26 protein-coding genes and 2 tRNA genes are annotated in these 25665 nt (G+C 41.0%); 11 read left to right on the top strand and 17 right to left on the bottom strand.

The genetic code is table 11. The features are described from left to right. Window positions 1–28: 28 nt before the first annotated feature. The 4 genes from CDG62_RS07270 (at window position 29) to CDG62_RS07255 (ending at window position 2894) form a co-directional block, all read left to right on the top strand. The gene (locus CDG62_RS07270) at window positions 29–850 is read left to right on the top strand and encodes an SDR family NAD(P)-dependent oxidoreductase (protein WP_228254431.1); all 822 of its coding nucleotides are present in this window, start codon (window positions 29–31) and stop codon (window positions 848–850) included. A 270-nt stretch (window positions 851–1120) separates the two neighbouring features. Beyond that, entirely contained in the window at window positions 1121–1807 is a 687-nt protein-coding gene (locus tag CDG62_RS07265) for a Smr/MutS family protein (protein WP_087526285.1), read from the top strand. 93 nt (window positions 1808–1900) lie between these two features. Next, entirely contained in the window at window positions 1901–2449 is a 549-nt protein-coding gene (gene folE, locus CDG62_RS07260; RefSeq protein WP_171054237.1) for a GTP cyclohydrolase I FolE, read from the top strand. 85 nt (window positions 2450–2534) lie between these two features. After that, on the top strand, window positions 2535–2894 hold the full coding sequence (locus CDG62_RS07255) for a cupin domain-containing protein (RefSeq protein ID WP_087526401.1): 360 nt from the start codon (window positions 2535–2537) through the stop codon (window positions 2892–2894). A gap of 56 nt (window positions 2895–2950) precedes the next feature. Here the strand turns inward: CDG62_RS07255 and CDG62_RS07250 are convergent, their stop codons facing one another. From CDG62_RS07250 to hemE, 5 genes are all read right to left on the bottom strand, one after another. Next, on the bottom strand, window positions 2951–4327 hold the full coding sequence (locus CDG62_RS07250) for a diguanylate cyclase (RefSeq protein WP_087526286.1): 1377 nt from the start codon (window positions 4325–4327) through the stop codon (window positions 2951–2953). Window positions 4328–4524: 197 nt separating this feature from the next. Then, entirely contained in the window at window positions 4525–6411 is a 1887-nt protein-coding gene (locus CDG62_RS07245; protein WP_087526287.1) for a DUF4105 domain-containing protein, read from the bottom strand. 68 nt (window positions 6412–6479) lie between these two features. Then, complete coding sequence (locus CDG62_RS07240; RefSeq protein ID WP_087526288.1) at window positions 6480–6950, bottom strand: DUF3015 family protein; 471 nt, start codon at window positions 6948–6950, stop codon at window positions 6480–6482. A gap of 146 nt (window positions 6951–7096) precedes the next feature. Beyond that, window positions 7097–7897 (bottom strand): DUF817 family protein, encoded by an 801-nt coding sequence (locus tag CDG62_RS07235; protein WP_171405737.1) that lies wholly within the window; start codon window positions 7895–7897, stop codon window positions 7097–7099. Between the two features lie 36 nt (window positions 7898–7933). Then, complete coding sequence (gene hemE, locus CDG62_RS07230) at window positions 7934–9004, bottom strand: uroporphyrinogen decarboxylase (RefSeq protein WP_087526290.1); 1071 nt, start codon at window positions 9002–9004, stop codon at window positions 7934–7936. A gap of 202 nt (window positions 9005–9206) precedes the next feature. On the opposite strand from hemE, the gene CDG62_RS07225 reads away from it, so the two are divergent. The 3 genes from CDG62_RS07225 to CDG62_RS07215 all read left to right on the top strand — a co-directional run bounded on the left by CDG62_RS07225 (window position 9207) and on the right by CDG62_RS07215 (window position 12403). Continuing rightward, window positions 9207–10451 carry a L,D-transpeptidase family protein gene (locus CDG62_RS07225; protein WP_087526291.1) on the top strand — a complete coding sequence of 415 codons (1245 nt, stop codon included), beginning with the start codon at window positions 9207–9209 and terminating at the stop codon, window positions 10449–10451. Window positions 10452–10533: 82 nt separating this feature from the next. Next, a complete protein-coding gene (locus tag CDG62_RS07220) occupies window positions 10534–11595 on the top strand; it encodes a hypothetical protein (protein WP_228254430.1) in 1062 nt (353 codons plus the stop codon). A gap of 112 nt (window positions 11596–11707) precedes the next feature. After that, window positions 11708–12403, top strand: a complete 696-nt coding sequence (locus CDG62_RS07215; RefSeq protein WP_087526293.1) for a pirin family protein — start codon at window positions 11708–11710, stop codon at window positions 12401–12403. 79 nt (window positions 12404–12482) lie between these two features. Here the strand turns inward: CDG62_RS07215 and CDG62_RS07210 are convergent, their stop codons facing one another. The 3 genes from CDG62_RS07210 to CDG62_RS07200 form a co-directional block, all read right to left on the bottom strand. Beyond that, window positions 12483–12836 carry a DUF1304 domain-containing protein gene (locus tag CDG62_RS07210; protein ID WP_087526294.1) on the bottom strand — a complete coding sequence of 118 codons (354 nt, stop codon included), beginning with the start codon at window positions 12834–12836 and terminating at the stop codon, window positions 12483–12485. A 67-nt stretch (window positions 12837–12903) separates the two neighbouring features. Beyond that, window positions 12904–13881 carry a zinc-binding dehydrogenase gene (locus CDG62_RS07205; RefSeq protein WP_087526295.1) on the bottom strand — a complete coding sequence of 326 codons (978 nt, stop codon included), beginning with the start codon at window positions 13879–13881 and terminating at the stop codon, window positions 12904–12906. Between the two features lie 4 nt (window positions 13882–13885). Continuing rightward, complete coding sequence (locus tag CDG62_RS07200) at window positions 13886–14518, bottom strand: TetR/AcrR family transcriptional regulator (protein WP_087526296.1); 633 nt, start codon at window positions 14516–14518, stop codon at window positions 13886–13888. A gap of 171 nt (window positions 14519–14689) precedes the next feature. Here CDG62_RS07200 and CDG62_RS07195 point away from each other — a divergent pair, with 171 nt between their 5' ends. Continuing rightward, window positions 14690–15838 carry a DUF1624 domain-containing protein gene (locus tag CDG62_RS07195; protein ID WP_087526297.1) on the top strand — a complete coding sequence of 383 codons (1149 nt, stop codon included), beginning with the start codon at window positions 14690–14692 and terminating at the stop codon, window positions 15836–15838. 184 nt (window positions 15839–16022) lie between these two features. Here the strand turns inward: CDG62_RS07195 and CDG62_RS07190 are convergent, their stop codons facing one another. From CDG62_RS07190 to greB, 5 genes are all read right to left on the bottom strand, one after another. Further along, window positions 16023–16928, bottom strand: coding sequence for a DMT family transporter (locus CDG62_RS07190; protein ID WP_087526298.1), 906 nt, complete (start codon window positions 16926–16928; stop codon window positions 16023–16025). Then, complete coding sequence (locus CDG62_RS07185; protein WP_087526299.1) at window positions 16925–17503, bottom strand: TetR/AcrR family transcriptional regulator; 579 nt, start codon at window positions 17501–17503, stop codon at window positions 16925–16927. Before CDG62_RS07185 ends, CDG62_RS07190 begins: the two co-directional genes overlap by 4 nt. Before the next feature lie 565 nt (window positions 17504–18068). After that, window positions 18069–18158 (bottom strand) — tRNA-Ser (locus CDG62_RS07180). A 218-nt stretch (window positions 18159–18376) separates the two neighbouring features. Further along, window positions 18377–18466, bottom strand: a tRNA-Ser gene (locus CDG62_RS07175). Between the two features lie 89 nt (window positions 18467–18555). Continuing rightward, window positions 18556–19050, bottom strand: a complete 495-nt coding sequence (gene greB, locus CDG62_RS07170) for a transcription elongation factor GreB (protein WP_087526300.1) — start codon at window positions 19048–19050, stop codon at window positions 18556–18558. A 369-nt stretch (window positions 19051–19419) separates the two neighbouring features. Between greB and CDG62_RS07165 the strand changes: the two genes are divergently transcribed. Further along, complete coding sequence (locus tag CDG62_RS07165) at window positions 19420–20532, top strand: transglycosylase SLT domain-containing protein (RefSeq protein ID WP_087526301.1); 1113 nt, start codon at window positions 19420–19422, stop codon at window positions 20530–20532. 66 nt (window positions 20533–20598) lie between these two features. Here CDG62_RS07165 and CDG62_RS07160 read toward each other — a convergent pair whose 3' ends face one another. Then, window positions 20599–20982: an SCP2 sterol-binding domain-containing protein gene (locus CDG62_RS07160; RefSeq protein ID WP_004695646.1), complete on the bottom strand. Its 384-nt coding sequence runs from the start codon at window positions 20980–20982 to the stop codon at window positions 20599–20601. Window positions 20983–21209: 227 nt separating this feature from the next. Then, window positions 21210–22133 (bottom strand): tRNA 2-thiocytidine(32) synthetase TtcA, encoded by a 924-nt coding sequence (ttcA, locus tag CDG62_RS07155; protein WP_004695645.1) that lies wholly within the window; start codon window positions 22131–22133, stop codon window positions 21210–21212. A gap of 501 nt (window positions 22134–22634) precedes the next feature. Here ttcA and CDG62_RS07150 point away from each other — a divergent pair. Together CDG62_RS07150 and htpX are read left to right on the top strand one after the other, a co-directional pair. After that, a complete protein-coding gene (locus tag CDG62_RS07150) occupies window positions 22635–23501 on the top strand; it encodes a lytic transglycosylase domain-containing protein (protein WP_087526302.1) in 867 nt (288 codons plus the stop codon). Window positions 23502–23618: 117 nt separating this feature from the next. Beyond that, window positions 23619–24524, top strand: coding sequence for a protease HtpX (htpX, locus tag CDG62_RS07145; protein ID WP_087526303.1), 906 nt, complete (start codon window positions 23619–23621; stop codon window positions 24522–24524). A 72-nt stretch (window positions 24525–24596) separates the two neighbouring features. On the opposite strand, the gene CDG62_RS07140 is transcribed toward htpX, so the two are convergent. Together CDG62_RS07140 and CDG62_RS07135 are read right to left on the bottom strand one after the other, a co-directional pair. Next, the gene (locus CDG62_RS07140) at window positions 24597–24851 is read right to left on the bottom strand and encodes a hypothetical protein (protein WP_228254429.1); all 255 of its coding nucleotides are present in this window, start codon (window positions 24849–24851) and stop codon (window positions 24597–24599) included. Window positions 24852–24968: 117 nt separating this feature from the next. Beyond that, a complete protein-coding gene (locus CDG62_RS07135; protein ID WP_087526304.1) occupies window positions 24969–25562 on the bottom strand; it encodes a DUF4112 domain-containing protein in 594 nt (197 codons plus the stop codon). Window positions 25563–25665: the final 103 nt, after the last annotated feature.

Below are 25665 nucleotides of genomic sequence, written 5' to 3'. Positions count from 1 at the left end.
TTCTCGCAACACTCATAAGGATATTGAGATGAAAAAGAATATGAAAACAGCGTGGATCACAGGTGGCAGTAGCGGCATTGGTCTTGAACTGACGAAACGTCTACTTAAGGACAAATATCAAGTATGCATTTTCGCTCATGCTGGTATTGAACAAGCTATTACAGAATTGCAAAAGCTCTCTCCTGCTGTATGTGGTTTTGAAATAGACGTGCAAAATGAAAGCACACTAGATGCAAAATTTTCAGAAGCAGTAGCTACATTTGGTACGCCCGATTTGTTGATTAATTCTGCTGGTATTAGTATTGCTAAATCTTTTGAAGACATGAGTTCTGAAGAATTTTTACGCCAAATTAATATTAACCTGGTCGGTAGTCGTAACGTTGCACATGCAGCTTTACCGTACTTAAAACAAACTGTTCAGCAAGGTAACACACCTAAAATCGTGTTTATTGCTTCAGCTGCAGGCTTGGTTGGTTGCTATGGTTATACGGGTTACTGTGCATCTAAATTTGGTGTGATTGGATTGGCTGAAGTACTCCGTATGGAACTTCGTAGTGAGAAAATTGAAGTTGCTGTAGTTTGCCCACCAGAAGTAGACACGCCGTTGGTGACTGAAGAGCGCAAGAATGGTTCACCTGTAACAGCTGCATTAAAACAGTTAGGTGGTAGCATGCCTGTTGAAAAAGCTTGTCAAGAAATTTACAACGGTATTTTCACCTCTCAGTTTATGATTATTCCAGGTGCACAACTGCGAATTTTGACTAAGATTTCACGAGTCATACCAGATGTATATCGCAGTCAAATTGACAAAAAACTAGATAAAATTCTCAACAATTTACGTGCAAGTTAAGTAAGCTCTCACTTACTTAAAGGCATAATAGTTCTGCCCTACCTAAACCCAAGTAAATCATTTGTCTGTTCAAGATAGTATGTTGACTTGGGTTTTTCTGTTTTACGCGCATCTTCAACAATAACTCTTTTGCACACCATTCAACATATTAAATGCCATCTTGTGTTTAGGCTTTTACTCATCCCTAATGAGTGCAATTCAGTTCAAATCAAAACAAAACCAGATTATAATTGTCCCCTGATTCCTAATTTTGCGTACTTCTCTAACCTTATGAGCAAACATGATTCATCGCTTTCTAAAGAGCAGTTTAATTTACTAAAAGACTTTAAAAAGCAAATCACTAACTCACATTCGACTGCCGCTAAACAGTCTGAGGCCCAAGCTCAAGTTGCTCCACCCGAGCCAGAGGATGATTTCGCATTATTTCAAAAACAAATGCAAGGTGTCCAAAAAATGGAGACTGCAAACATCGCTAAAATAGAAAAAAATCCAAAGAAAAAAATCGATGCACAAACTTTAGTAAAACGTGCAGCGGCTGAAGGCCCTATGCATACTGATGCAACCGAGCTTTCTGATACTCAAGCAATGCTCAACCCTGTAGCAAGCCAAGCCGCGCTCAGTTATCGGATTGCTACACTACAACACAAAGTATTTGAAGATTTAAAAGCGGGGAACATTCGTTGGTTTGAAGCAGTTGACTTGCATGGTTGCACCGTTGAAGAAGCCCGTGTCGCAGTTTTACAAGTGATTCAAATGGCCAAAGATGAAAATCAAAATGTGATTAAAATTGTACACGGCAAAGGTCCGGAAGCCATTTTAAAAACCTATGTGAATGGTTGGCTGCGTCAACACCGAGATGTGCTGGCTTTTGTGAGTGCGCCAGAGAAGCAAGGCGGTACAGGTGCAGTTTTAGTGTTACTAAAACGAAGTGAAAAGAACCCAAAGTTGAAACAGTAATCGGATTTTTGTCCAAAATAAGGCATTGGAATAGTTTTCTGCTACAATGCCGTCCTTGTTCAATATCAGTGTAAGTGAACACGTCTTATGTCTATGCAGCAATCCTACGCTAACATCTTAACTGCCGTTGGTGAAGACCTAACCCGTCCAGGTCTCCTCGATACGCCTATGCGTGCTGCTAAAGCTTTTTCGTATTTGACGTCTGGTTATAGCAAAAGCTTAGAAGAAGTGACCAATAATGCGGTGTTTCCATCGGACAACCGTGAAATGGTACTGGTTAAAAATATTGAATTTTATTCACTCTGTGAACACCATTTATTGCCTTTCTATGGTCGCGTACATATTGCGTATTTACCTGAAGGCAACGTCCTTGGACTCTCTAAATTTGCACGCATTACCGAAATGTTTGCACGTCGTCTACAGATTCAAGAAAACCTGACACAGCAGATTGCAGAAGCAGTTGCAGAAGTGACAGGTGCACGTGGTGTAGCCGTGATGATTGATTCGGCACATATGTGCATGATGATGCGCGGTGTCGGCAAGCAAGAATCAACTACTCGCACGGTTTCTTTTATTGGTGACTTTAAAACCAATAAAGAAGAACGTCGGGAGTTTTTAAGTGCAGTCCCTGAAAGCTATTAATTGAAACATGAAGCCTCAACCGCTGTTGGGGCTTTTTTATGCATATATCATTGAACGATTCATTTTTTGTTTAGAGGAATACGCAATGTCAGCAATTTGGTTAGCAGGTCATGGTTTGACCCAAAGCGAACATAGTATTGATTTTCCACGTCCTGACCGTTTAATTCAAGGTAATCCTCAGCGTAAGACATATAGCCTGTACGAACATCCACATATGGGATGCGGGATTTGGCACTGTGAAGTTGGGTCATGGAATATTCAATTTTCCGACAACAAACAAGAGTTTTTTCAAGTGATAGAAGGCCGCATCCGTATTCATGATGCCCACACTCAAGACTTCATTGAAGTCAAAGCAGGACAGGCAGGAATTATTCCACCAAGTTTTATCGGCACATTTGAAGTGGTTGAAGCTGTAAAAAAATATTATGTGATAGTTGAGGTATAAACACCTCAACTATCGATTTGAAACGCCGTAGAACAGTTCATGTTTAAGTCTGAGATTTACACACTCAGAACTTTTTCGGTCACATGAGTACAGTTGCGCCCTTTATTCTTAGCTGCATAGAGTGCCGAATCGGCTGTATCTAAAAAGCGTTGATAGTCAGGATGACCATTATAAACCGTACAGCCGATACTAACGGTAAAACTAAAACTTTGCCCATGAGTAGTACGAATTGGGGTTTCCTGTATTCGCATGCGAATCGTTTCAGCGACTTGTAAAGCACGGTTGAGATCACTATCGACCAACAGCAATAAAAACTCTTCGCCACCAATACGGAAAGCATAGTCACTCCCCTTCGCTACACCCAACAAGACTTCAGCAATAAAACGTAGTGCCAAGTCTCCTGCTGTATGTCCATATTTATCATTGATACGTTTGAAATAATCCGCGTCGATTGCCAATAGACTGAGTGCCGCATCATTTTTACGGGCAAAATTAATTTCACGCGACACAATCGTACTTAAATAACGACGGTTTAACAGCTGGGTCAGAGAGTCATTGCCTGAATCTATATATTCAGTCACTTGGAACAGTTGATCGACCAAATGCTGAATCTGTCGGTTCACGTCACGAATTTCTTGAATGCGTTCTATCTTATGATTCTGATCTTGACAGTCGAGCACGTCAAAATTGAGAGTGTCGACCTGTTGAATCAACCTGATAATGGTCTCAACTTGCTCTGCTCCCGTAAATGCATACGCAGCTTTATGTACAAACCATAAACCAAATTCTGACTTAGACAAAGCAATGTGTTGCAACTGCGGATGCTCGGAGAAGACTTTAAACATCAACTCATTTTCCCAGTCGAGCAAAATGCTGCGCTGCTTATCTTTTTGTACTGCGACATCTTGCATTGCAGAAAATAAACGATAACTATGCTTAACTTCATGGCTCCGCTCAGTATTCGCCTCATAAGATCTGCACATGATTTCAGTGGCAAAACCCATAATTTGCAGCATATAACTGAGCATGTGGTGGTTATTATCTCGCGGAAGTTCAGCCAATAGTTCCAAAATCTTGTTTTCAATCTCACGAATACCGCGCATGATCAACCAAGAAGGAATGCCCACTCGCGCATGTACCTGCCCAACTTTTTGTTGCTTTTCAACCGCCGCATAATAAGTTTCATTCACAGCCACGTCGAAACTTTCAACGAGCCATTGGTTTAAACTTTTTTTTAAGCGCTGTTGAATAATGTCATCTTTAAAAAAATCTGCAGCCTCGGGTTCCAAGACAATATTGCTATAAAACTCATTAACCAATACAGACGAATGTTGCTGAATAAAATTTTGTGCTTTAACGTGATCTTTCACTGAATAATGTTGGCAAATTTTCCCCCACTGCTCGGCCAATTCAGCCATGCATTGATCATTCATAAAACTTACCTATTTATATATTTTTGAGACTTACTAGATATTTATTGTGATTAATATAACAAATTTCAATACTTATTTTCACCATCAGCTTTTATTTTTAGCGCTTTATAAAAAGCAAGGCCTACGTTTGGTTGTTTTAACAACACTTACTTTCATTAAAAAGGCCCCATCAATGGGGCTTTGCACAGAGGGCCGAACTAAAAGAAATGGATATAACTCAAACCTGTCTGATTCCAATCTTTTCCTTTTTGCTGTTGATACTGCCAATGAAACCTCAACGCATTTTGCTGATTGAATAGATATTGCAGTTGAGTGTTCAGTCTGACTTGCCATTGATGACTATCTTCCCAATATGGCAGTTCGAGCTGTACCAAACTATTAACATGTTCAGTCCAGATATTTTGACAGCCTACTGTTGGCCCTAGCCCAAGACGCCAGCCTCGATCTAAGGCCTTGCCTGCTTGTATATGATTTTGCAATTGTGCATAGCATAAGTGTTGACGATCTTGATCTGCCACACTATAGCCAAACTGACTGGATAGATTAAATACCCCGTGTTGATCCTGTTCACTAAATGCACCCTCTCGATCTAATGCCTCTTGTTGCCACCCCATATTAAAACCCCAACTTAATGGAGTTTTAAAGGCAGTCAGTGGACTGTAAGCATTAACCTCCAGCACATTTAGCTCTTGTAACTTCAGTCGATCATCGCGATATTCGAGGCTACCCTCTAGAAACTTAAGCTGTGTCCCTAAACGGAAACCGCCTTGTGGGTCAATCAAGTCATGATAGGCCTGACGATGACTTAGTTGGAAATAAGAGTCACCTTGTACCTCGCCCGCTTCAAGCTGAACAGTTCGTGCCTGATGGCCTTTTACTGGATCCACTTTTGGCGCTTCAACCACTTGACGCTGCTTTTCCAAATCAATCTGACTACGCAAACCCAGCAGTTGTCGAATGCGCGGTTGAGCATCTTCTGCCGTGATCTTCTGTGCAATTAACTGTAAATACACATGGTCATAGGCCATTTCTAAAATACGCGCCTGATCCACCATAGCATAACGATTCAAATAGTCTTGCATTTGAGCCGGTTCAAGTTGCGCAACCTGATACGCCGCAGCAGCCAAAGCTTGACCATGCTGCTTAGCTTGTGCCAACAACTGCGTTTCTAAAGCAGGACGGTAAACACTTTCTGCAATTAGATGGTTTTCATTGACTGCCTTAATAGTCTCAACAGGAATCGCAGCGGTTTTAAATTTTTTTTGTAGGTTGACCTCTGGCCGCACCAAATCAATTAAACCCAGTAAACGATAGGCACAGTTATCACTGATAAAATAGTAAGGAAATTGTACATGCTTGAGCTCCCAAATATGTTCAACCATGGTTTGGGTTTCTGCTGGTGTAAGAGCTAACTCGTACTCCCACAAATCGCGGCTTTCCAAATCGCCATATTCTTTCACTTTCCGGTAGTACGGCATGAGTGAATACTCACCCGGATACTGCCCTGTTAAGCCCTTCCATGCAAAAGAAAAGCTGTCGCTATTGGCCACTGTCGCTGCGTAATTCACAGCATAAGAGACTAAATTTAGCTGTTTTTGGTCTTTAGGATCAAGCCTTAACAAGGTATGCCCAAACATCGAACTGGGATTGCCCATAAAGTCCGTGGCGTAAATTAAAGTCGCCTTATAAGGCTTAATTTGCTCAAGCCACTCATCCAGCTCAGGACATGCAGCTTTAGGAAGTAGATTCGCTTCGATATCCAGTTGTCCTATGAGCCATTTTGAACGGGCTGGAAAGCGACATTGAATCGATTGATTGGCTTCAGCAGGAGTAAAAAGTGCTGCAATATTGGCATCAAGCTCTTGTTTGAGCTGAGTTTGTCCGTGCGCACTGTAAAAGAACGGACGGTAAGTGACTTCACTTTGTCCTGATGACGTATTGGCATACATCAAACGTTGCCAAGTTACATTTGAGGCAAGCTTAAGCTGCTGTGCTTTTTCAATATAAAACTCTGCTGAGCTAGGTGCTTGAGCAAAGATGGTGGTGCTGAATAGCACGCTTGAGAGGAGGACAACAGATTTCATGCAGTGCTAGCTATTCTTCTTTTTTAGATATGAAAAACCCTGCCGAATGGCAGGGTTTTATGGTGCAATTAAACGTATGCTTTTAATACGTCATCAGTTGCCATTACAGCTTGTAATGATGCTAACACTTGAAGTGCATCTTGGTTCTCAGCTGAATAGATTTTTGCAAAGTTTTGTTTAGAAACTTCAAAGAAACGTGCTTTATCACCAGATTGAATGTTGAGTAATTCAGCAAGGACATTCAGACTTTCGCCCTCACCAACTGCCATGTCACGCGCCAATGCTTCTGCATTTTCGTTTGTAAATGTTACAGCCTGAGCAGTCACAGTACCTGTACCACTACACCCTAAAGTACCAAAAGTGATACCAAAAAGTTGGTTAGCAAAAATACCGTTTGTTGTACCCGCTAAGAGCTTAGCGACTTTACCTGACTGACCAGCCCAAATTTCTGAACCAATACCACAACCGACATCATTATCTGCAAATGTAGCGGTCGAACCAACTGCCAAAACCGCAGCCAATGCTATTTTTTTCAACATATCTATTCTCCAGACTCGATTATGTCCGAGTTTTTTTTATTGTTCCGTGTCGTGTATATTTTAATCTACACTCCTGTAAGATAACGGGAACAGCCGCATAACGCAAAACAATTTATACTAAAGTGAAGTGGTATATATAAAATAACTTATGAGCGATATAACGACCAATTACCGCGTAGGTCTCGTTTGCCTAAAATTCTTAAGACCAGGACTAAACTTAAGAGTAGCAATAAATACCAAGAACCCAACTTACCCCAACCGACCATATGCCATGCATCGACTTGACTTGGGTACAACCAAATTTGGTAAAAAGTACTGATGTTTTCTGCAATCCAAATAATAAAAGCCAACAGTAGAAGTACGGGTAACATCGGCAGTTGAAAACGATGCTGCTGTAATTCAAAGCCAATCTTGGTTTTCCAAAACAGCACTACACTCCACGCAAATAAAAAATAACGAATATCAGGAACAAAAAACTTGGACATGAAATTGATATAAGACAACATCGCCAACGTCAACATGGAGGAGAAACGGGGTAAACATTCAAAAGAAACTTGATAGAGACGTAATGAACGCGCAAAAAAACTGCCTACAGCCGAATACATAAAACCTGCAAATAAGGGCACAGTGAGAATTTTAAACACGGCGGGATGTGGATACTGCCAAGACGCAATTTGTGGATGGGTCAAAAAGATTTCCATCACCATTGCCATCACGTGAAATAGCGTAATCACTTTGGCTTCGGCCCAAGACTCAAGTTTTAAATAGAGCAGACAAACTTGAATCAGCACAGCATAAAACAGTAGATAGTCATAACGGAAAAAGCCGAAATATTCCTGACTTCCTATACTGGCTGTAAACGCAAAAGCCAATAACAGCAATATCCCAAATAAGGCAGCCGAAACTGCCTTAGATGAGAACTCAAAACATGATTTTAAAATCGTGATCACGCATGAAACCTAATTGAATTGAAGCTGTGAAACTTAGAGATATTTGGCACTGTATTCATGCACAGTATCAATAAAGGCTTTCGGGTTTTCAGGGTCAACCCACTGGGTAATACCGTGACCTAAGTTTGCAACATAACCCGTCTTCTCACCGCCTGCATAAGCGTCATCTAACATGGCTTTGGTGGCTTTCACAATGGTCTCATGCGAACCATATAATGTTGCAGGATCTAAGTTGCCTTGCAGTGCCGCACGGCCAGCCACCGTTTGGCGAGCTACATTTAATGGCGTCGTCCAATCTAGACCAAAAGCATCCGCGCCAGTCGCAACCATTGGTTCTAACCATTGACCGCCACCTTTGGTGAATAAAATGACTGGAACTTTACGTCCTTCATTTTCACGCTTTAAACCCGCAACAATTTTTTGCATATATTTTAAAGAAAATTCTAAATATTCACGGTGTGCCAATGCCCCGCCCCAACTGTCAAAAATCTGTACAGCTTGAGCACCTGCATCAATTTGCGCATTTAGATAGTCAATTACTGCATCAGCCAAACGATCGAGCAGCGCATGCAAAACTTCAGGTTGCGCATACATCATTTGCTTGGTGAAACGAAAATCTTTGCTCGAACCACCTTCAACCATATAAGTTGCCAGTGTCCAAGGACTACCTGAAAAGCCAATTAATGGCACTTGTCCACCAAGTGCTGAACGAATCGTCTTGACCGCATTCATCACATAGTCGAGATCAGACGTGGCATTAAACTTCGGTAAATTCGCTACGTCTTGTTCAGTACGAACCGTTTTATTAAATTTAGGCCCTTCCCCAGCTTCAAAATAAAGCCCTAACCCCAAAGCGTCAGGTACAGTTAAAATATCTGAAAATAAAATGGCAGCGTCGAGCTCATAACGGCGTAAAGGCTGTAAAGTTACTTCACATGCAAAATCGTTATTTTTACACAGCGAAAGGAAGTCACCCGCATGAGCACGAGTTGCTCGATATTCAGGTAAATAACGTCCAGCTTGACGCATCATCCAGACGGGTGTGGTATCTACAGGTTCACGTAATAAAGCACGTAGAAAACGATCATTTTTAAGCGTCGTCATTTACTTTCCCATCTCAAATAAATTTGCTCACCATCATAACAAAAAGGTCGAATTTTTAATAACTTCTCATAACACTAAAATTCGATCAGGACAAAGACGTAAACGAATATTTACACAAAACAAATACTGCATCTCCATCTCTTTTCTGTAATACTTCACTAGTTTTTACTTTGTAAATGAATAATTCTTAAGGTTGAATTACATGTTCGTTCGCACAATACTCGCGATGAGTTTAAGTTGCATTCTTGCTGGTACAGCGTTTGCTGCATCTACTACTGAACAACCCTTGACGCCAAAAAAGATCATTGATACTTCAGTACAAGATCCTATTGATCCTTTAGCAACAGATGTCGCTTCAGCTTCTACTGCGGTTGCAAACAACCAAATTACAGCAAAAGAACAAGCAGACTTAAACCAAGCCTCGCAAACTTTAGATCAACTTGAACAATCTGAAGACAAGACAGCTGACGTTGGTGCTGCACCAAGCAAAACCAGCACTGTACCGACCACGACGACGACGACCAATCCTGCTGCGGCAAAAGCATCGTGGACATTAAATGGTTTAAATAGTGCAGAATGGTTCGACAACATTGGTAAAGGCCAATTTCCTGTCTATGCACGTGCTCACGTGATGCTCAATAATGCGCATGCGTCTCCAGGTGCAATTGATGGCATGAGCGGTAAAAACACCCTCAAAGCAATTGCTTCGTTCCAGCAAATGAGCGGCTTAAAAGCAACAGGTACCTTAACCAAAGAAACTTGGGATGCTCTACTGGCAAGCCAAGGTTCTAAACCTGCATTTATTGAATACACCATTACCGAAGCAGACCTAAAAGGTCCTTATGCTGCATCAATTCCACGCGATTACGCACTACAAGCCAAAATGAAAGGTTTGTATTACACTCGCGTGACTGAAATGTTAGGCGAAAAGTTCCATATGGATGAAGACTTCTTGCAGAAGTTAAATCCAAAAGCAACCTTCAAAAAAGCGGGCGAAAAAATTATTGTGGCGAATATCCGCAATGAAGTGCCGGAAGACATCCATTTGATTGTTGCGCACAAAGGTGCAAAACAGCTGTATTTATTTAACAGCCGCAACCAAATGATCGGTTCTTTCCCTGCAACCATTGGTAGTTCAGACACTCCGTCTCCAACGGGTACCTATAAAGTCACTGGTGTTGCGCCAAATCCATGGTATAGCTACTCACCAAGTAACTTTGTACAGGGCAAAAACTTAAAACCACTTTCTCTACCACCAGGTCCGAATGGTCCTGTAGGGAATATCTGGATTGGTTTAAGCAAAAAATCATTTGGTATCCACGGTACACCAAACCCTTCTGCTATTTCTAAAACAGCATCACACGGTTGTATCCGTTTGACCAACTGGGATGCCAATGATCTTGGTAAAAAAGTGAAGTCTGGTGTAACAGTTAAATTCTTAGAATAATTGGCTTTCTAAGACATTTACGCTATAAAAGGTGTTCTCTTGAGAGCACCTTTTTTTCAATTACAACAACATAAAAATGACGATGAACACTTTAAAAATAATACTGCCCGTGGCCTGCTTACTAGCTTTCTCAACGTATAGCTTTGCCGAATTAGATGAGGAAATCGTGACCAGCGTAGATGCTTCTGCTTACGCGGTGGAATCTGACCATCCATTCCACAATATGGATGATCATGAAAAAATCCGTCATCCCCAATACATTCCAGAGCAAGATAGTCTCAGAGAGCCCCTTTTGAATGCACGCTATTATGTCATTGCAGGTAAGTCTCCGATTCACTATTACGCGATTCAAACGGGGCCGAAGCCGAAACTATTTTATTTAAACCTACCTCACTCAGCCGTTTTTTCGATAGGGGACGCCTATGCTGAAAATCGAGAAAAAATTGTCCTACAACCCCAACTCAACAACACTGTCAAAGATCATGAACTATTTTCGATTATGCCCGTCGCTCAGCACCTCGCACTGATCTTTCGTACTCGCTATGCCTATACCCCTACGGAGTTAAAAGCCAATGCGGCCATTAACACCATCTATGCCGACAATCGCTACCGATACAGCTATGAAATTATTGAAATCAACAATGATGGCAAACAGCTCCACCGTGTGCAATTTGTAGCTCCTGCCATTGAAGATGGGATGAGTTTTGGCCCTAAATGGGATAAAGACTTATCAGATTACAATAATGCAATACTTGAATACAGCACCAAGTCCCCAGGTGACTACCAAACCGTACATCCTTATAATATTGAAACCCGTTATGAATACAAACAAGGTCAATTAAAGCACTTTGAACAGAAAATTCTACTTACCGCCAGTGATAAAGTGTTGTTAAAGAATCCACCCAACTCGATTAACTATGAAAATTATCTCGATGATCAAGATACAGCCTTCTACGTTGAAAGCAGTACTTGCCTTGATGATTATTTTGTTTTTAAAGATAAAGCGGCCCCGCTCGGTGTGAAATGGGGAAATAATTGGATGCAAGCCAAACCGAAGCTACATCAACAATTTTTAACTGAATATGCGCAAGGCAAAAACTACGTCTGGAAAGATTTTCGCGAACAGTATTGTGATCTAAACTAAGACAGAGCTATCATTTCAATATTGAAACGCAACATTGCAAATCCACTATTTTATCGACAAATATAAAACGCTAAAATTGCTCCATAGATTAAAAATAAGATTGGAGTTCAAAATGGATGCTTTCATTCATCGTAGCCAAGACCGTGGTCATGTCAATATCGGCTGGCTAGAGTCTAAACACAGCTTTTCTTTTGGCAGTTGGTATAACCCTAAATATATGGGTGTGAGTTCTCTACGTGTCATCAATGACGACGTGATCGCGGCTCATCAAGGTTTTGGGCAACACCCCCATGACAATATGGAAATCTTGACCTGTGTTCTTAAAGGTACCATCACTCATAAAGACAGCATGGGCAACCATGGCGGTATTTCTGCGGGGGAATGGCAACTGATGAGTGCAGGTACTGGCGTACAGCACAGTGAAATGAATCAAGGTGATGAGCCAGTACATTTGCTACAAATTTGGATCATTCCAAATGAACGAGATGCAGCCCCAAATTATCAACAGATTCGTCTTGATCGGCATGAGCAACCGAATCAATGGCATGTGATTTGTGGTCCAAATGAAAATGCTGCAATGCATATTCGTCAAGATGCAGAAGTGAAAACGGCTGTACTTGAAAAAGATCAGACCCTTTCAATTAAAGCCACACAACATGTTAACTATATACATGTGATTTCTGGCTCAATCCAAGTGGCTGAACATACTCTTCATGCAGGTGACGCAATTGCGTTCTTAGAAGCAAGTGATGTTAAAGCCTTGGCAGATGCACAAGTGATTTGGTTTGATTTGCCTGAAGTCAAATAAGTCCCACACTCACAATAAAAAGCCAACGTCTCGACGTTGGCTTTTTTAATGTAAAATTCAAGCAGTTTTTTCCTTTAGCTTAGAGAAAATTCACTGCAAGCAGTGCCAAAATGGCAGGGACTGCCTGAATGTATATAATTTTCTTACTAGCGGTTAGTCCACCATAAATTCCAGCAACCAAAACACAGCCTAAAAAGAAGTTCGCCAATGGCAGTGCATAAGTTTCAGGTGCACATAACGCCCAAAATAGACCAGCAGCCAAGAAACCATTGTATAAACCTTGATTTTGCGCCATGACTTTGGTCAGTTGTGCTTTTTCGGGCGTATTGCCAAAGGCTTTTAAACCATAGGGCTTATCCCATAAAAACATCTCTAAAACTAAAATATACACATGCAACAGTGCAATTAAAGCAATCAAAATTTGTCCCATCATATGCTTTATCCTTATTTTTGATGAATGATGCTAGATCAGCTTCACAGCTGATCTAAGTCGAAAACGATTAAGGTTTCAAAAGTACTTTACCCTGACGCGCGCCTTGCGTCGCTTTGAGTGCTGCATCTTTAATTTGTGCAAAGCTGAAGATACCTTCGACAGGCAGCAGTAATTTTTTCTGTGTCGCAAGCGTTAATAACTCCATAATTAACGCTTTTTTCCGCTCAGCAGACAATTGCTTATTCACCACACTTGCCCAAAAGCCCTTGACTGTGGCTTGTTTAAAAATCAGATCTCCCGAAGCAATCTGCATGGTCTCACCCGTCATGCTACCAAATGAAACCAATAGACTATTTTCACTCAGCAAAGCCAACATTTCACCACTAGCCTGACCACCAATAGAGTCGACACCCGCAATCAGTGGTTGATCTCCATGAATCGATTTGACTTGTTCTTTCCAATCGGCTTGGTCTGTTGCCACCACATTTTGAATGCCCAAGGCTTGCATTTCAGCTACAGCCTCAGTACGGCGAACCAAATGAATCACCTTTTGACCACGCGCCTTTGCAATCATTGCTACGGTTTTACCCACTGCACCATTGGCGGTGTTCTGAATCAACCACGAATCTTCCGGCAGGTCGATAAAATCTAAGAGCATCAGTGCACTGATCGGCATCCCAATTAACTGCGCTGCCGTTTCATCATCAATTGCATCAGTTAAAGGCACGACGCCATGCGCTGGCGCAATAAAATACTCCGCCCAACTGCCATGAATTCCTGCAACCGCGACACGCTGCCCTACCGATACACCTTGTACGCCCTCACCAAGTGCATCAATCACGCCCACAGCCTCACTGCCACCAATTGCAGGCAGTGTCGGTTTATAACCATAACTGCCACGCACTGTCCACACATCATGGTTATGCATTGGCGATAGAATCATTTTAATACGTACTTCACCCACTTTTGGTTCAGGTTGCAGCATATCCGCAGCTTCCAATACGTCGACAGGCTCACCAAAATGATGATGTATAATACTTTGCATCTATTTATTCCTTTATCGGTTGTAATAGTTGTTGGGTGGTTTCCAAAGCGAGGTAAAGAGGTTGCTTATTCTGGGCCAGTCTTGCCAATAAAGCGGCTCCCAACCACAATTGATACATCGTCTGTGCCATCTTTTCAGCATCAATATGCGCTGGAATTGAACCGTCTTGCTGCCCTGCTTGGATTAGGCCCGAAATACGTTCTGTTAACTTACGCACCCCAAAGTTCAAAATCTGACGCATATCTTCAGATAAATCTGAGACTTCTGCTGCCAACTTAACGATCAGACAGTTCTCTGCCCATCCCCCATCGCTATGATGTTCAACATGACTTTCAAGATGTGAAGGGTTATCAATCCATGCTTGCCAAAGTGCCACGAGACTTGCATAGGCGCTTCGCTGTTCTTGCTGTATTAGCTGATCGATTTTGACTTTATAGTCGGCAAGATACTGCTGGAGTAGCGCACAGCCGAAAGCCTCTTTTGAAGCAAAGTAATAATAGAATGAACCTTTCGGCACATCACAATTCTTTAAAATTTCCTGTAAGCCTACGCCAACAAAACCTTTATGTAACACCAGTTGAAAACTGCTATTTAAAATGTGTAGTCGTGTTGCTTCACTTTTATCTGATCGTTTCATATTCACACTATAAATCAATAATAGACCAGTCGTCTATAAAATAATACATCTTTTTTCGATACTTCATCTTGAACCATTGGATTACATATAATTTTTACTGATTAAATTTCAGATATGAATGATTGAAATAAATGTTACATTATACCATAACATCGATTTTCAATTCATCTTATGTCTATACCTTCACAACGTTTACAAGCAATTGACGCCCTCAGAGGACTGGTTATTCTGATTATGATGGTCGACCATGTCAGAGAAACTTTTTATCTCCACCAGCAAGTCCCCGACCCGATGCTGATTCCAGGAACCGAAGAACCCCTTTTCTTTAGCCGAATTTTGGCTCACTTATGTGCTCCTGTTTTTGTGGTTTTAACAGGCTTATCGGCTTATCTTTACCAAGCAAAAAACAACAGCGTTCAAATGACCCGTGAATTTTTACTCAAACGTGGGCTATTTCTGATTTTTCTCGAACTGATCATTATCAATTTCGCTTGGACTGGACAGTTCCCGCCCGATGTCATCTATTTACAAGTGATTTGGGCCATTGGTCTGAGTATGGTGGTTTTAGCAGGCTTGATTGGGCTATCGCAAAAATGGCTCTGGGTGATCAGTCTCAGCATTATTTTTGGACATAATGCGCTGGATCAAGTGTCATTTCCGCAGATGCCTATCCTGCAAAATCTGTGGTTTATTTTGCATGAACGTGGTTGGATCGAATTTGGAGATCTAATTCGTTTTAGAACCTCTTACCCAGTACTGCCTTGGGTTGGCGTGATTACTTTGGGTTATTGTATCGGCTATAGCGTATTTAATACGACTCAAGACATCACAAAAAGAAATCAAACCCTCTTGTTCTTCGGACTTGGCAGTGTTGCTTTATTTATCGTTTTAAGAGTACTCAATGTCTATGGTGACCAAGCATGGTCTAGCATGCCGACCAGTATTGAAACGATTATGAGTTTTTTAAATCTGACCAAGTATCCGCCATCGCTACTGTTTATTTTATGGAATGTCGGACTCGGCTTAGTCCTGTTGGTGTTACTTCAAAGGGTTGAAAGTAAACCTTGGGTCAAACCCTTGATTATCTTTGGCTCCGTACCCATGTTCTTTTATATCGTCCATTTATATGCACTTAAAGCCCTCTATCTCATTGCGGTCGCACTATTTGGCAAAACTCATGGTGAATATTTTGGTGTCGATCACGTTTCTACCCTTTGGCTGATCTCAATTATTTTGACTGTGGCACTTTATCCTTTGATGTTGAAATTCTCTGCTTTTAAACATAAAAACAAGCATATCCGTATTTTGAAATATCTATAATTATGGATAAAGCATCATAAAATTTACCGTACACATCTTGATGCTTAGCTCAACTAAGCATCAATGGGTATCGGCTTTTCCAACACCCAGCTAAAATGTTTTATACACCAGTAAATTTCTGAAGCTAAAAATTTACAATAGCATGACTGAGTGCTGTTCTTTGTTTCAGGCTGCTTCAAAAAACTTACTTTGCTTTGCTCAGCAGTGCTAAGCAAATCGAAATTAGTAACATCCCGAACCAGCCGATTGGTGCAATTTGCTCTCCCACCAACAGAATTGCCAATACCGCAGCCACCAAAGGCTCAAATAAAGTTAAGGTAATGGCTTTACTGGCAGGCACGGTTTTTAAACCATAACCAAATAAGACATAACCCAAAAACATCGGAATAAGCATCATATAACCAACGACATACAGGTTGATGTTTTCTTCAAACAAGTTTGAGCCTGTCATCCATAAAGTTGGAAGTAATAATAAAGCACCGAGTCCAAAAATCATTCCCATAGTAGCTTTTGCATCTAATCCTTGGTCAATCATTCTTTTTGCAGCCCAAGAATATAAAGCATAAGTTAAGCCTGCCACTCCACCCAAGCCGATACCCAATATCTGTCTATGTTGAGATAAGCCTTCTGTATTTGCTGTAGTATGCGACTCTCCCAAAGACAACAATACCACCCCCGTTACCCCCAAAACAAAACTCACCAACCACGCCATGGAAAGCGGTTTTCTGTCAAATACCCGTTCTAAAAGCGCAGTAAATAATGGTGCTGTGCCAATCGAAACCACCGTGCCAATAGTGATCCCCGCATAGTGCATCGATGAATAAAAGGCCAAAGGATAAATAAAAACCGCAATTACACCTACACCGAGCATGACTGCATGGGCTTTGATATGAACCAAATGATAGATGATACTTTTTCGTGCCAAAAGCGCCTGTAACAAGCCACCACCGCCCATGGCGGCAGCGCCAACAGCCAAAGGACTCAAATTAGGTGCAAAAGATGCAACTGTGCCCGTCGTTCCCCATAGAAAAGCAGCGAACAGCACCGCGAAAAAACCATAATTTGGTACCGCAGAAACAGACTGATTCACGTGCTAATTTCCTGCGCTAAAAGTGTTTTCACCATCGCCGTTGCAGCTTGTACTTTATCACTCGAGCTTTCCAAGCCTGCTCGCGCAATCGCCCCCTCTAAAATAAAAGACAACAACAAAGCCATTTGTTTCACCTTGTCTGCGTCCGAAATAATAAGAGCAAGCTGTGTAGAAATAATATTTTCAATTTCATCCTTATGCGCTTTCACCGCCAAACGCTCGACACTATGCGCTGGGAATTCAGCAGCAGCATTCAACAAACCACAGCCCCGAAAGCCTTTTTCATAAGCAAACTCAGCATGGTCTTGGTAGGCCTCAAAAACAGCAACAATTTTATCAATAGGAGTATCTGCCTGTTGGTTTCGAAGCGCATACAAATCTAACCACTCTTGATGCCGTGCTTCTATATAAGAAGTGATCAAGTCAGCCTTAGTCGGGAAATTATTATATAGAGACATTTTGGCAACTTTGGCCTTATCGGTAATGCTGTTAATCCCTGTACTGGTAATGCCGTCGTTATAAAATAAAATCGCAGCAGCATCTAAGATTTTCTGTTTCGCAGTTTTCGTACTCATCACACCCAACTAAGTAGACCGATCTACCTAATTTATAGAATCTGTAAAAATATGCAAGTCATCTTTGCTTATTCAATAAAGGAAATATCAGATGAATTAAATACGGGGAAACACTCTTCAATCGACCCGTTGCAATGGCGGTGGATAAAAAGCGAAACAAAACAATCTCTCTATACTTTTACAAGGCATATGTAGTTCCAACTTATATGTAAGGAGTTACTAGATAAACCAAACGAAGGATGCTAAAAACTACTTAGACTAAATTGAAAAACTTTCGAAAAACTGATCTACAAAAATGACGGGTACATAGCACAACAGTACAGTCTATTAACTGCTTTGTCTCAAGAGAATTGGGAATCTAAAAAGAGATCGACTTGTACAGCTAAATCTCATAAAAGAAGGCTTAATTGCCTTAAATAAAAAAAGCAGTAAGAGGACATCTGACTGCTTTTTTAGAATTTGATCACTAACGATATTTGCGGTGTATCCCACATTGCTAGCCTTAATGGCTCAACTTAAACTTAGGTTATTAATTATTAGATTTGGTTTGTATTTAAAAATAATTTGGCGGAAGCGGTGAGATTCGAACTCACGGAGGACTCACACCCTCGTCGGTTTTCAAGACCGGTGCATTAAACCGCTCTGCCACGCTTCCATGGGCGCTATCATATAAATAAAAAAAAAATTTGGCAAATATTTTTCATCTTTCAGCCTTCAAAAGGCCACTATTCAGCTAAAAAATGTTCAATCTCAATAAGATATTAACTTTTTAGCTTGCCTATGATGAAAATTAATTAAAAGCTCTAGCAACTTTTAGAAATTAATTTAAAAAAAGGCATAAAAAAACCCTGACTGAGTCAGGGTTTTTGAATTTGGCGGAAGCGGTGAGATTCGAACTCACGGAGGACTCACACCCTCGTCGGTTTTCAAGACCGGTGCATTAAACCGCTCTGCCACGCTTCCATGGGCGACATCATATAAACATTCAATCTACTTGGCAAATACTTTTCTTCAAAAATCACACCAAGTGGCTAAAATTAAAACAAAATCTATTAATTCTCTGAACTGTCAGGTCTATCATAACGAATTGAATTGACATACCAGTGTTTTTTGCCAGTTGGCGTCACCACTTCAATTTCATCATCAACTTGTTTGGACAGTAATGCACGTGCCATCGGCGAGTCGATGGAGATGTGCTGCGGGTGATGATCATAAATTTCATCTACTCCGACGATGCGTAAGGTTTTTTGCTCCCCTGCATCATTTTCAATTTCGACCCAAGCGCCAAAATATACCTTGCCAGCCTGCTCTTCAGAAAAGTCGATAATACGAAGTTCTTCGAGGCGTTTTCCCAAGTAGCGAACCCGTCGATCAATCTTACGTAAGAGCTGTTTATTGTACTGGTAATCCGCGTTTTCACTGCGGTCGCCAAGACTCGCTGCCCAGTTTACTTTCTTGGTAATTTCAGGCCGTTCTTCATGCCAAAGCTGCTTTAATTCTGCCACTAATTTGTCGTGACCTGCACGTGTAATTAAGTTTGATTTCATGATGAATGCCGTCTAAATCTGCTCATTGATTTACAACAAAGGCTTATTTTATCCCTTAATTCTCCACAACAGAAGGTTATAAAATAAATTAATTAATTAATTAAATTATACTGTTATGTTACATTTTTAAAAAAAATATTGCACAAAATTTGACACTTTTAAAATTGCTATATATTATGCGCACATCTTAAATTAGCTGCCTATTTTTTAATCTATGTAGTTTTTCTACATAATTCTCTTAATCCTATGTCATTTTGAATGACGTCATGAATGCCCAACCTCTTATTGAATTTAGACAACTTGAACTCGTTTTAAGGCATGTTTTTGCCTTTGTGTTCTCGGGCATAAATTACTTGTAGCGGAGACAACATGCACAGTAGTTCAACTTCTGGATCGAGGCTTTGCCTTAATTCATTAACTTTCTCTCTCCCGTTGAAAGCCCTTGCTTTAAGTACTTTGTTAATTCCATTTCATAGTATTAATGCAAGTAAGACCTACCAATATGACAACGTCGTCAATCATAATAAATTGACTGTCGTTTCAGTAGAAAACCCAACGACCGTTTTTAAAGATGGTCAGCATTTGCATGGTTTTGGTTATGACCTTGCACGTAACTATGCAGACAGCTTAAATGTAAAGCTAGACTTCAAAACGGTTCCTGATAATGCCACGGCACTTAAATGGGTCGCACAGGGCAAAGCAAATTTTGCTATGACGACGGCAAGTGTTCAAAATATTGAACAAAAAAATCTCTCAACCTTTTCTGCAACTTGTGGTGATTTAAACGTTTTACGTAAAAATGGCCTCAATACTGAGCTGAACTGGGTGTTTAAACATGCGAATGATCCATTGACGCAAACGGCGAGTGGATTTGTCTGCCGTGGTAAACAATCTGGTTCAATTGGTCAACTGGCCTCTTTTTACAACCGTAATGTCGTGAAGCCTGAAAACTGGAATACGATTCAACGCGATTTGCGTCAACGTATGCCAATTTATAAGGCCAGTTTTAAAAGTACAGCGCAAAAGTACGATTTAGATTGGCACTTATTGGCAGCGATTGGTTATCAAGAGTCTTATCTTAAGCCAAACTCCGTTTCTCCCACGGGCGTTCGTGGTTTGATGATGTTGACCAATAGCACAGCCAAAGCTATGGGGGTGAGTAACCGTACTGACCCTGCGCAAAGCATTCAAGGTGGTGCCAAGTACTACGACCAAATGCTGAGTCGCTATGATGATATCCCCTTTCCTGACCGTAACTGGTATGCATTGGTTGCATACAATATGGGACCGGGCGCAGTGAATCAGATTCAAAAACGCATTCAGGCGCAAGGTAAAGATCCGAATAACTGGCTCAATTTGTATGCTTACTTACAACAGAACCAAGCCAAGAATGGTCGCTACCGCCAAGCGCTTCAGTATGTGACGCGTATCCGAGCTTATCTTGAGCATATTAAAACCACGCCACAGTTGGTCAATATCTAAAAGATCATCTCTATCGACATAAAAAAAGCTTACCTATATAGGTAAGCTTTTTTTATCTCAGAACACTTAAGCCGTTTGCTCAAGCACTTTCTTAAATAAATCTTTTTGCTCTTGGCTTGGCTTTGCTGTTTGCAATGCCATCAACTGTGACATATCACCTTGAACTTTTATTTTACCCGTCATGAACGCTTGCATTGCTGCAGCCATATCAAACTCAAGGAATACTTTACGTAGTGTTTCAGCATCCATGTTCAAGGTTGTTTTTGCGTTCGAAGACAAACCTTTTTTAATTGCGCCGCCATCTAAAGATAATTCGGTATTACCCGCATTGTCAGCAACGACTAAGTTAATTGCAAGATTCGCAAGTGCTGGCGGCAGGTTCAAATTCCCTGCTTGAGCAGTTAATGTTTCTACAGTTGAAAACCAATCATCAGTTAAAAAAGCAGGCATGATGTTTCCTCAATTCTTTGTTCGTTGTGTGCTGCCTATCCAGACGGCATCATTGTGAAGCTAAATATGCTCGGAGATTGTTATAGCATGTATATCTTACATGTGCCTAAAGTTTTTTGTACGTACCGTTCATATTTTATATTTCTTATACAAAGTTTATCAAAATCATTCACATAAAAAAAACACCAATCATTGATTGGTGTTTTGCATTGGCCTAACTGACAAAATTAGTCTGCTGCAAAGCCAAGATTAACCATGTTAATACGTTTGTTCTCAGGCTCATCTTCCGTTGAACAACTTTCACCTTTAAAGTCGAATTCACGTTCGCTATCTAATGCTTCAAAGTCAAATAACTCACGGTCTGCCAACTGTGATGGCGAGACATTTTGCAAGGCACCAAAAATACTGTGTAGACGCTTTGGATGCGCTTTATCCCACTCACGCAACATATCATTTAACATGGCACGTTGCAGATTTTCCTGAGAACCACACAAGTTACATGGAATAATCGGGAACTGACGCATTTCAGCGTATTTAATGATGTCTTTTTCTTCCACATACGCCAGTGGGCGAATTAAGATATTCTTTTTATCTGACGATAACAATTTAGGAGGCATCGCCTTTAAACTACCGCCATGGAATAAGTTCAAGAAGAAAGTCGCCAAGATATCATCACGGTGATGCCCCAATGCCACTTTGGTCGCGCCAATTTCTTGCGCAAAGCCGTATAAAGAGCCACGGCGTAAGCGTGAACACACTGCACAGTAGGTTTTACCTTCTGGCGTTAAGCGTTTGGTGATGCTGTAAGTGTCTTTTTCTAAGATATAATAGGGAATGTTATTTTCTTCTAAATAACGTGGTAATACATCTTCTGGGAAACCAGGCTGCTTCTGGTCCAAATTCACAGCCACCACATCAAAATTGATTGGTGCAATGCGTTTAAACTGCAACATAATATCGAGCAAGGTATAACTGTCCTTACCACCGGAAATGCAGACCATCACTTTATCGCCTTCTTCGATCATTTTAAAATCGCGAATGGCATGACCCACCTGACGGCGTAACTTTTTCAACAAACGATAATACGCAGAGCTAGTGGGTAGTTCTGGTTTAAAATTAAATCCCTGATTGGACTCAACTGGCGAGAACATAGACGAGTTAAACCTAAAAAAAAATACCGCGCAATTTTATCCGATTCACAGCCATCTCGCACCTAAAGAATGTAAATTCTCATGAATTATCATTGCTGTCATATTCATGTATTGAAATCGGTTTAACTTTGAACGATTGCGTTCACATTTTAGCTGAACTGCTTATGTTTTGGACTTTTCCACATTTTTCCACAAAAGCTGTGGATAACTTTGTGGATTCTAATCGACTTGACAAGGTGTTTACCCCACTCTTTAAGGCTTCTATTTAAATTGATCGTTTTTTGATCAATTTATTTACTAATAAATTTCAATAACTTAGCCCAGTCAAGCAATCCTCATTAAAAATAAATTAATTATTTTTTTTGATTACTTGCTCAGCAATTGGACTTGATTTTTACAAACTCATGGATTTTTTGAACTTAAATAGTTTCATGCGGTTCTTTTTTTGCTAAACTCATTCGTAGTCACTGAAATCGATTTTTTTACGATTAATAATAGATAATGAAAAATAAACTGCTTTTGAGTCGTTTTTACGTTTTGGGGTGTATGACGATTTCGTTCATGGCACTGGATTGTCACGCGGGTCAAACCATCTACCAATTGAGAGATTCCAACGGCACGACCTTGTTAACCAATAAACAAAGTCGTTATAGCAACTTAAAAGTCGAAAAGAAAACCTATTATCCAGACAGCAATATCCACAGTTATAGTAACTGGGGGGCTTCTGAGTCTTCAGTTCTGCCCAGTTATAGTCGCAACAAAAATGCGTTTGACCACATTATTCGCCAAGCGGCTCAAACCCACGGCGTTTCTGAAGGCTTAATTAAAGCGGTCATGCATACCGAATCAGGCTTTAATGTGAATGCACGCTCACCTGTTGGGGCTCAGGGTCTAATGCAGTTGATGCCTGCGACAGCACGGCGCTTTAATGTTTCTAATGCGTATGATCCACAGCAAAATATTAACGCGGGTGCCAAATATTTGGCATGGCTGATGAAACGCTTTAATGGTAATACCAGCCTTGCCCTTGCTGGCTATAATGCGGGCGAAGGCAATGTACAAAAGTATGGTGGCATTCCACCGTTTCGTGAAACACAAGACTACGTGAGACGTGTCAGCAGTCGATATAGCAATTTATATTCAGGTAGCTTAAATATCAGTTCAAATAGTCCAGCAAGCAATACTCAAGTTATTGCGCAATCTGCTAAATATAATGAAGACTCAGCCCCAAGCGCACAGTTGAGCGTGAGTCGTACTGCGCCTGCACGCCAAATCATTCTAGCCTCTGATGGCAGTTTTACTGATGCGCCAGGCTCCTATGCCACGACCAATGCAACCGCCTCTGCCCGCATTCAAATTTCAGAATAATTTTTATAGCAGTTTTATTATTTTTTCTTGAATTTTGAAGAGTTTCACCTCATATTGAGATCAATGATTTTCGATTTATAAATCAGATTATTTTTTTATTATAAGAGGATTTTCTCAATGATGCGGATTGGTTTGTTCTTGCTAACCAACCTCGCGGTACTGGTTGTAGCTGGCATTATCTTGTCACTCTTCGGTGTCGGTAGTTACCATGGCGCGGGTGGCTTAAATCTAGGTAACCTACTGGTTATCTGTTTTGTCTTTGGTATGGTTGGCTCAATGATTTCTCTATTCATGTCAAAATGGATGGCGAAAAAAACAACTGGTACAGAGTTAATTGACCCCAATGCCCCACGTAACCAAGCTGAAGCATGGTTGTTACAAGAAGTCGCTCAATTGGCGCAACGTTCTGGTATTAAAATGCCAGAAGTCGGTATTTTCCCGTCTTACCAATCGAATGCTTTTGCCACAGGTTGGAACAAGAACGATGCATTAGTTGCCGTTTCTACCGGCTTACTTGAGCGTATGAATAAAGATGAGCTTCGTGCAGTCTTAGCTCACGAAATTGGTCACGTGGCCAATGGTGACATGGTGACTTTGGCGCTCGTTCAAGGTGTCGTGAACGCCTTTGTAATGTTCTTTGCGCGTGTCGTAGGTGATTTCATTGACCGTAATGTCTTTGGACGTGAAGACGGAGAAGCCCCAGGTTTAGCTTATTTTGCCATTACTATTGTGCTTGATATTGTCTTTGGTGTTTTAGCTTCTGCAATCGTGATGTGGTTCTCCCGCTACCGCGAATATCGTGCAGATGAAGCAGGTGCACGTCTTGCAGGCAAACAAGCGATGATTTCAGCCTTGTTGCGTTTACAAGCAGAATCACAACTTCCAGATGCGATGCCTAAAGAAATGAAAGCGTTTGCGATCGCGGCAGGTCAAGAGCAAGGTTTTAGTTTAGCCGCTTTGTTCCAAACCCACCCGACGATTGAACAACGTGTTGCTGCTTTACAACAGCTCGATTGTCCATAAAAACTCGTTCACTAGATTTTAAAAAGCCTCCACTTGGAGGCTTTTTTGTGACTCTTCATCACAGATGCATCTTCATTCAATCGTCACGTCGATACAGCGTAATAAACTACCATTAGGGTCAATGATACAAAACTGACAGATCCCGTCGAAATCCTGGATATCGGTCATACGAGCGCTTTCCCACAACGACCAATTCAGTTTAGACCAGTATTCATAATAGGGTTGAATCTCTGCTACGCGAATACAGGCACTATGCCATGAAATGCTCGGGTCTAAATGCGAATGATGGAAAAATTCCAGTGTCATCGCACCTAAACGCATAATCATCTACTCTGCAAACTGATAAACCAGATCAAAGCCCAAATCTTGGTAAAATGTAGCAGTGCATGCTAAATCAATCGCTGGCAAATTCGCCGTAATTTGACCTTTAAACTTCATCAGCGGCTATCCTAAACTTAGTCCCTGTAGCCAATGCCACATCACACTGCCACCCCACCACAATAAGCCCATAAAACACACCAAAAAGATCAGGCCAAATAAATCGGGGATGTGTAGCCAAAGCCATGCCACCACAGGATTTCGCCAAAATGTGGACTGTTGCTGTTTCTTTTCCAATTTTTCATGAAGAAAAGGATGAGTCACATGATGCTCAGAACGAATTTGGTATTCTTCCCGGATATGATCATGAACAACATCTAGTGCTTTACGACTCGGACGTATAAATATATCAAACAGTGTCCCTAAGACTGGGATAAAACCGACCACAGCGTCAATCATAGCCAGCTTCAATACTGGGCTCAATTTCTCTTGCGGCACGCCAATTTGCTTGGCTTTATAAATGGCATAACAAGTAAGGGCAAAACCTGCGATATCCCCAGCAATCGGAACAGTACTCAATGCGACATCAGCACCAACTCCCTGCTTTGTGAACGGGATACGCACCACAGAATCCATCATATTGGCATATTTGGCCAAATCACGCTCTAAACGAATGACATCTTGCTGGCTCATTTTTTTTTGTTCTAAGGATTCAGGCATGTTTTTACTGACCTCCATTATTTCAACCACATTAACATCATAAAACCCCTGAATTATGATTCTTTTCATGACTTTTTTCTGTGCTAACTTTGTGCTGAAACAA

The sequence above is a fragment of the Acinetobacter sp. WCHA55 genome (assembly GCF_002165305.2).
Classification (GTDB): domain Bacteria; phylum Pseudomonadota; class Gammaproteobacteria; order Pseudomonadales; family Moraxellaceae; genus Acinetobacter.
This window is presented reverse-complemented; position numbering and strand designations above follow the sequence as displayed.

Excerpts from the sequence above, each read along its gene's own strand:
- CDG62_RS07270 (WP_228254431.1), top strand. The coding sequence starts at position 29 with ATGAAAAAGAATATGAAAACAGCGTGGATCACAGGTGGCAGTAGCGGC.
- CDG62_RS07265 (WP_087526285.1), top strand. The coding sequence starts at position 1,121 with ATGAGCAAACATGATTCATCGCTTTCTAAAGAGCAGTTTAATTTACTA.
- folE (WP_171054237.1), top strand. The coding sequence starts at position 1,901 with ATGCAGCAATCCTACGCTAACATCTTAACTGCCGTTGGTGAAGACCTA.
- CDG62_RS07255 (WP_087526401.1), top strand. The coding sequence starts at position 2,535 with ATGTCAGCAATTTGGTTAGCAGGTCATGGTTTGACCCAAAGCGAACAT.
- CDG62_RS07250 (WP_087526286.1), bottom strand. The coding sequence starts at position 4,327 with ATGAATGATCAATGCATGGCTGAATTGGCCGAGCAGTGGGGGAAAATT.
- CDG62_RS07245 (WP_087526287.1), bottom strand. The coding sequence starts at position 6,411 with ATGAAATCTGTTGTCCTCCTCTCAAGCGTGCTATTCAGCACCACCATC.
- CDG62_RS07240 (WP_087526288.1), bottom strand. The coding sequence starts at position 6,950 with ATGTTGAAAAAAATAGCATTGGCTGCGGTTTTGGCAGTTGGTTCGACC.
- hemE (WP_087526290.1), bottom strand. The coding sequence starts at position 9,004 with ATGACGACGCTTAAAAATGATCGTTTTCTACGTGCTTTATTACGTGAA.
- CDG62_RS07225 (WP_087526291.1), top strand. The coding sequence starts at position 9,207 with ATGTTCGTTCGCACAATACTCGCGATGAGTTTAAGTTGCATTCTTGCT.
- CDG62_RS07220 (WP_228254430.1), top strand. The coding sequence starts at position 10,534 with ATGAACACTTTAAAAATAATACTGCCCGTGGCCTGCTTACTAGCTTTC.
- CDG62_RS07215 (WP_087526293.1), top strand. The coding sequence starts at position 11,708 with ATGGATGCTTTCATTCATCGTAGCCAAGACCGTGGTCATGTCAATATC.
- CDG62_RS07210 (WP_087526294.1), bottom strand. The coding sequence starts at position 12,836 with ATGATGGGACAAATTTTGATTGCTTTAATTGCACTGTTGCATGTGTAT.
- CDG62_RS07205 (WP_087526295.1), bottom strand. The coding sequence starts at position 13,881 with ATGCAAAGTATTATACATCATCATTTTGGTGAGCCTGTCGACGTATTG.
- CDG62_RS07200 (WP_087526296.1), bottom strand. The coding sequence starts at position 14,518 with ATGAAACGATCAGATAAAAGTGAAGCAACACGACTACACATTTTAAAT.
- CDG62_RS07195 (WP_087526297.1), top strand. The coding sequence starts at position 14,690 with ATGTCTATACCTTCACAACGTTTACAAGCAATTGACGCCCTCAGAGGA.
- CDG62_RS07185 (WP_087526299.1), bottom strand. The coding sequence starts at position 17,503 with ATGAGTACGAAAACTGCGAAACAGAAAATCTTAGATGCTGCTGCGATT.
- greB (WP_087526300.1), bottom strand. The coding sequence starts at position 19,050 with ATGAAATCAAACTTAATTACACGTGCAGGTCACGACAAATTAGTGGCA.
- CDG62_RS07165 (WP_087526301.1), top strand. The coding sequence starts at position 19,420 with ATGCACAGTAGTTCAACTTCTGGATCGAGGCTTTGCCTTAATTCATTA.
- CDG62_RS07160 (WP_004695646.1), bottom strand. The coding sequence starts at position 20,982 with ATGCCTGCTTTTTTAACTGATGATTGGTTTTCAACTGTAGAAACATTA.
- ttcA (WP_004695645.1), bottom strand. The coding sequence starts at position 22,133 with ATGTTCTCGCCAGTTGAGTCCAATCAGGGATTTAATTTTAAACCAGAA.
- CDG62_RS07150 (WP_087526302.1), top strand. The coding sequence starts at position 22,635 with ATGAAAAATAAACTGCTTTTGAGTCGTTTTTACGTTTTGGGGTGTATG.
- htpX (WP_087526303.1), top strand. The coding sequence starts at position 23,619 with ATGATGCGGATTGGTTTGTTCTTGCTAACCAACCTCGCGGTACTGGTT.
- CDG62_RS07140 (WP_228254429.1), bottom strand. The coding sequence starts at position 24,851 with ATGATTATGCGTTTAGGTGCGATGACACTGGAATTTTTCCATCATTCG.
- CDG62_RS07135 (WP_087526304.1), bottom strand. The coding sequence starts at position 25,562 with ATGCCTGAATCCTTAGAACAAAAAAAAATGAGCCAGCAAGATGTCATT.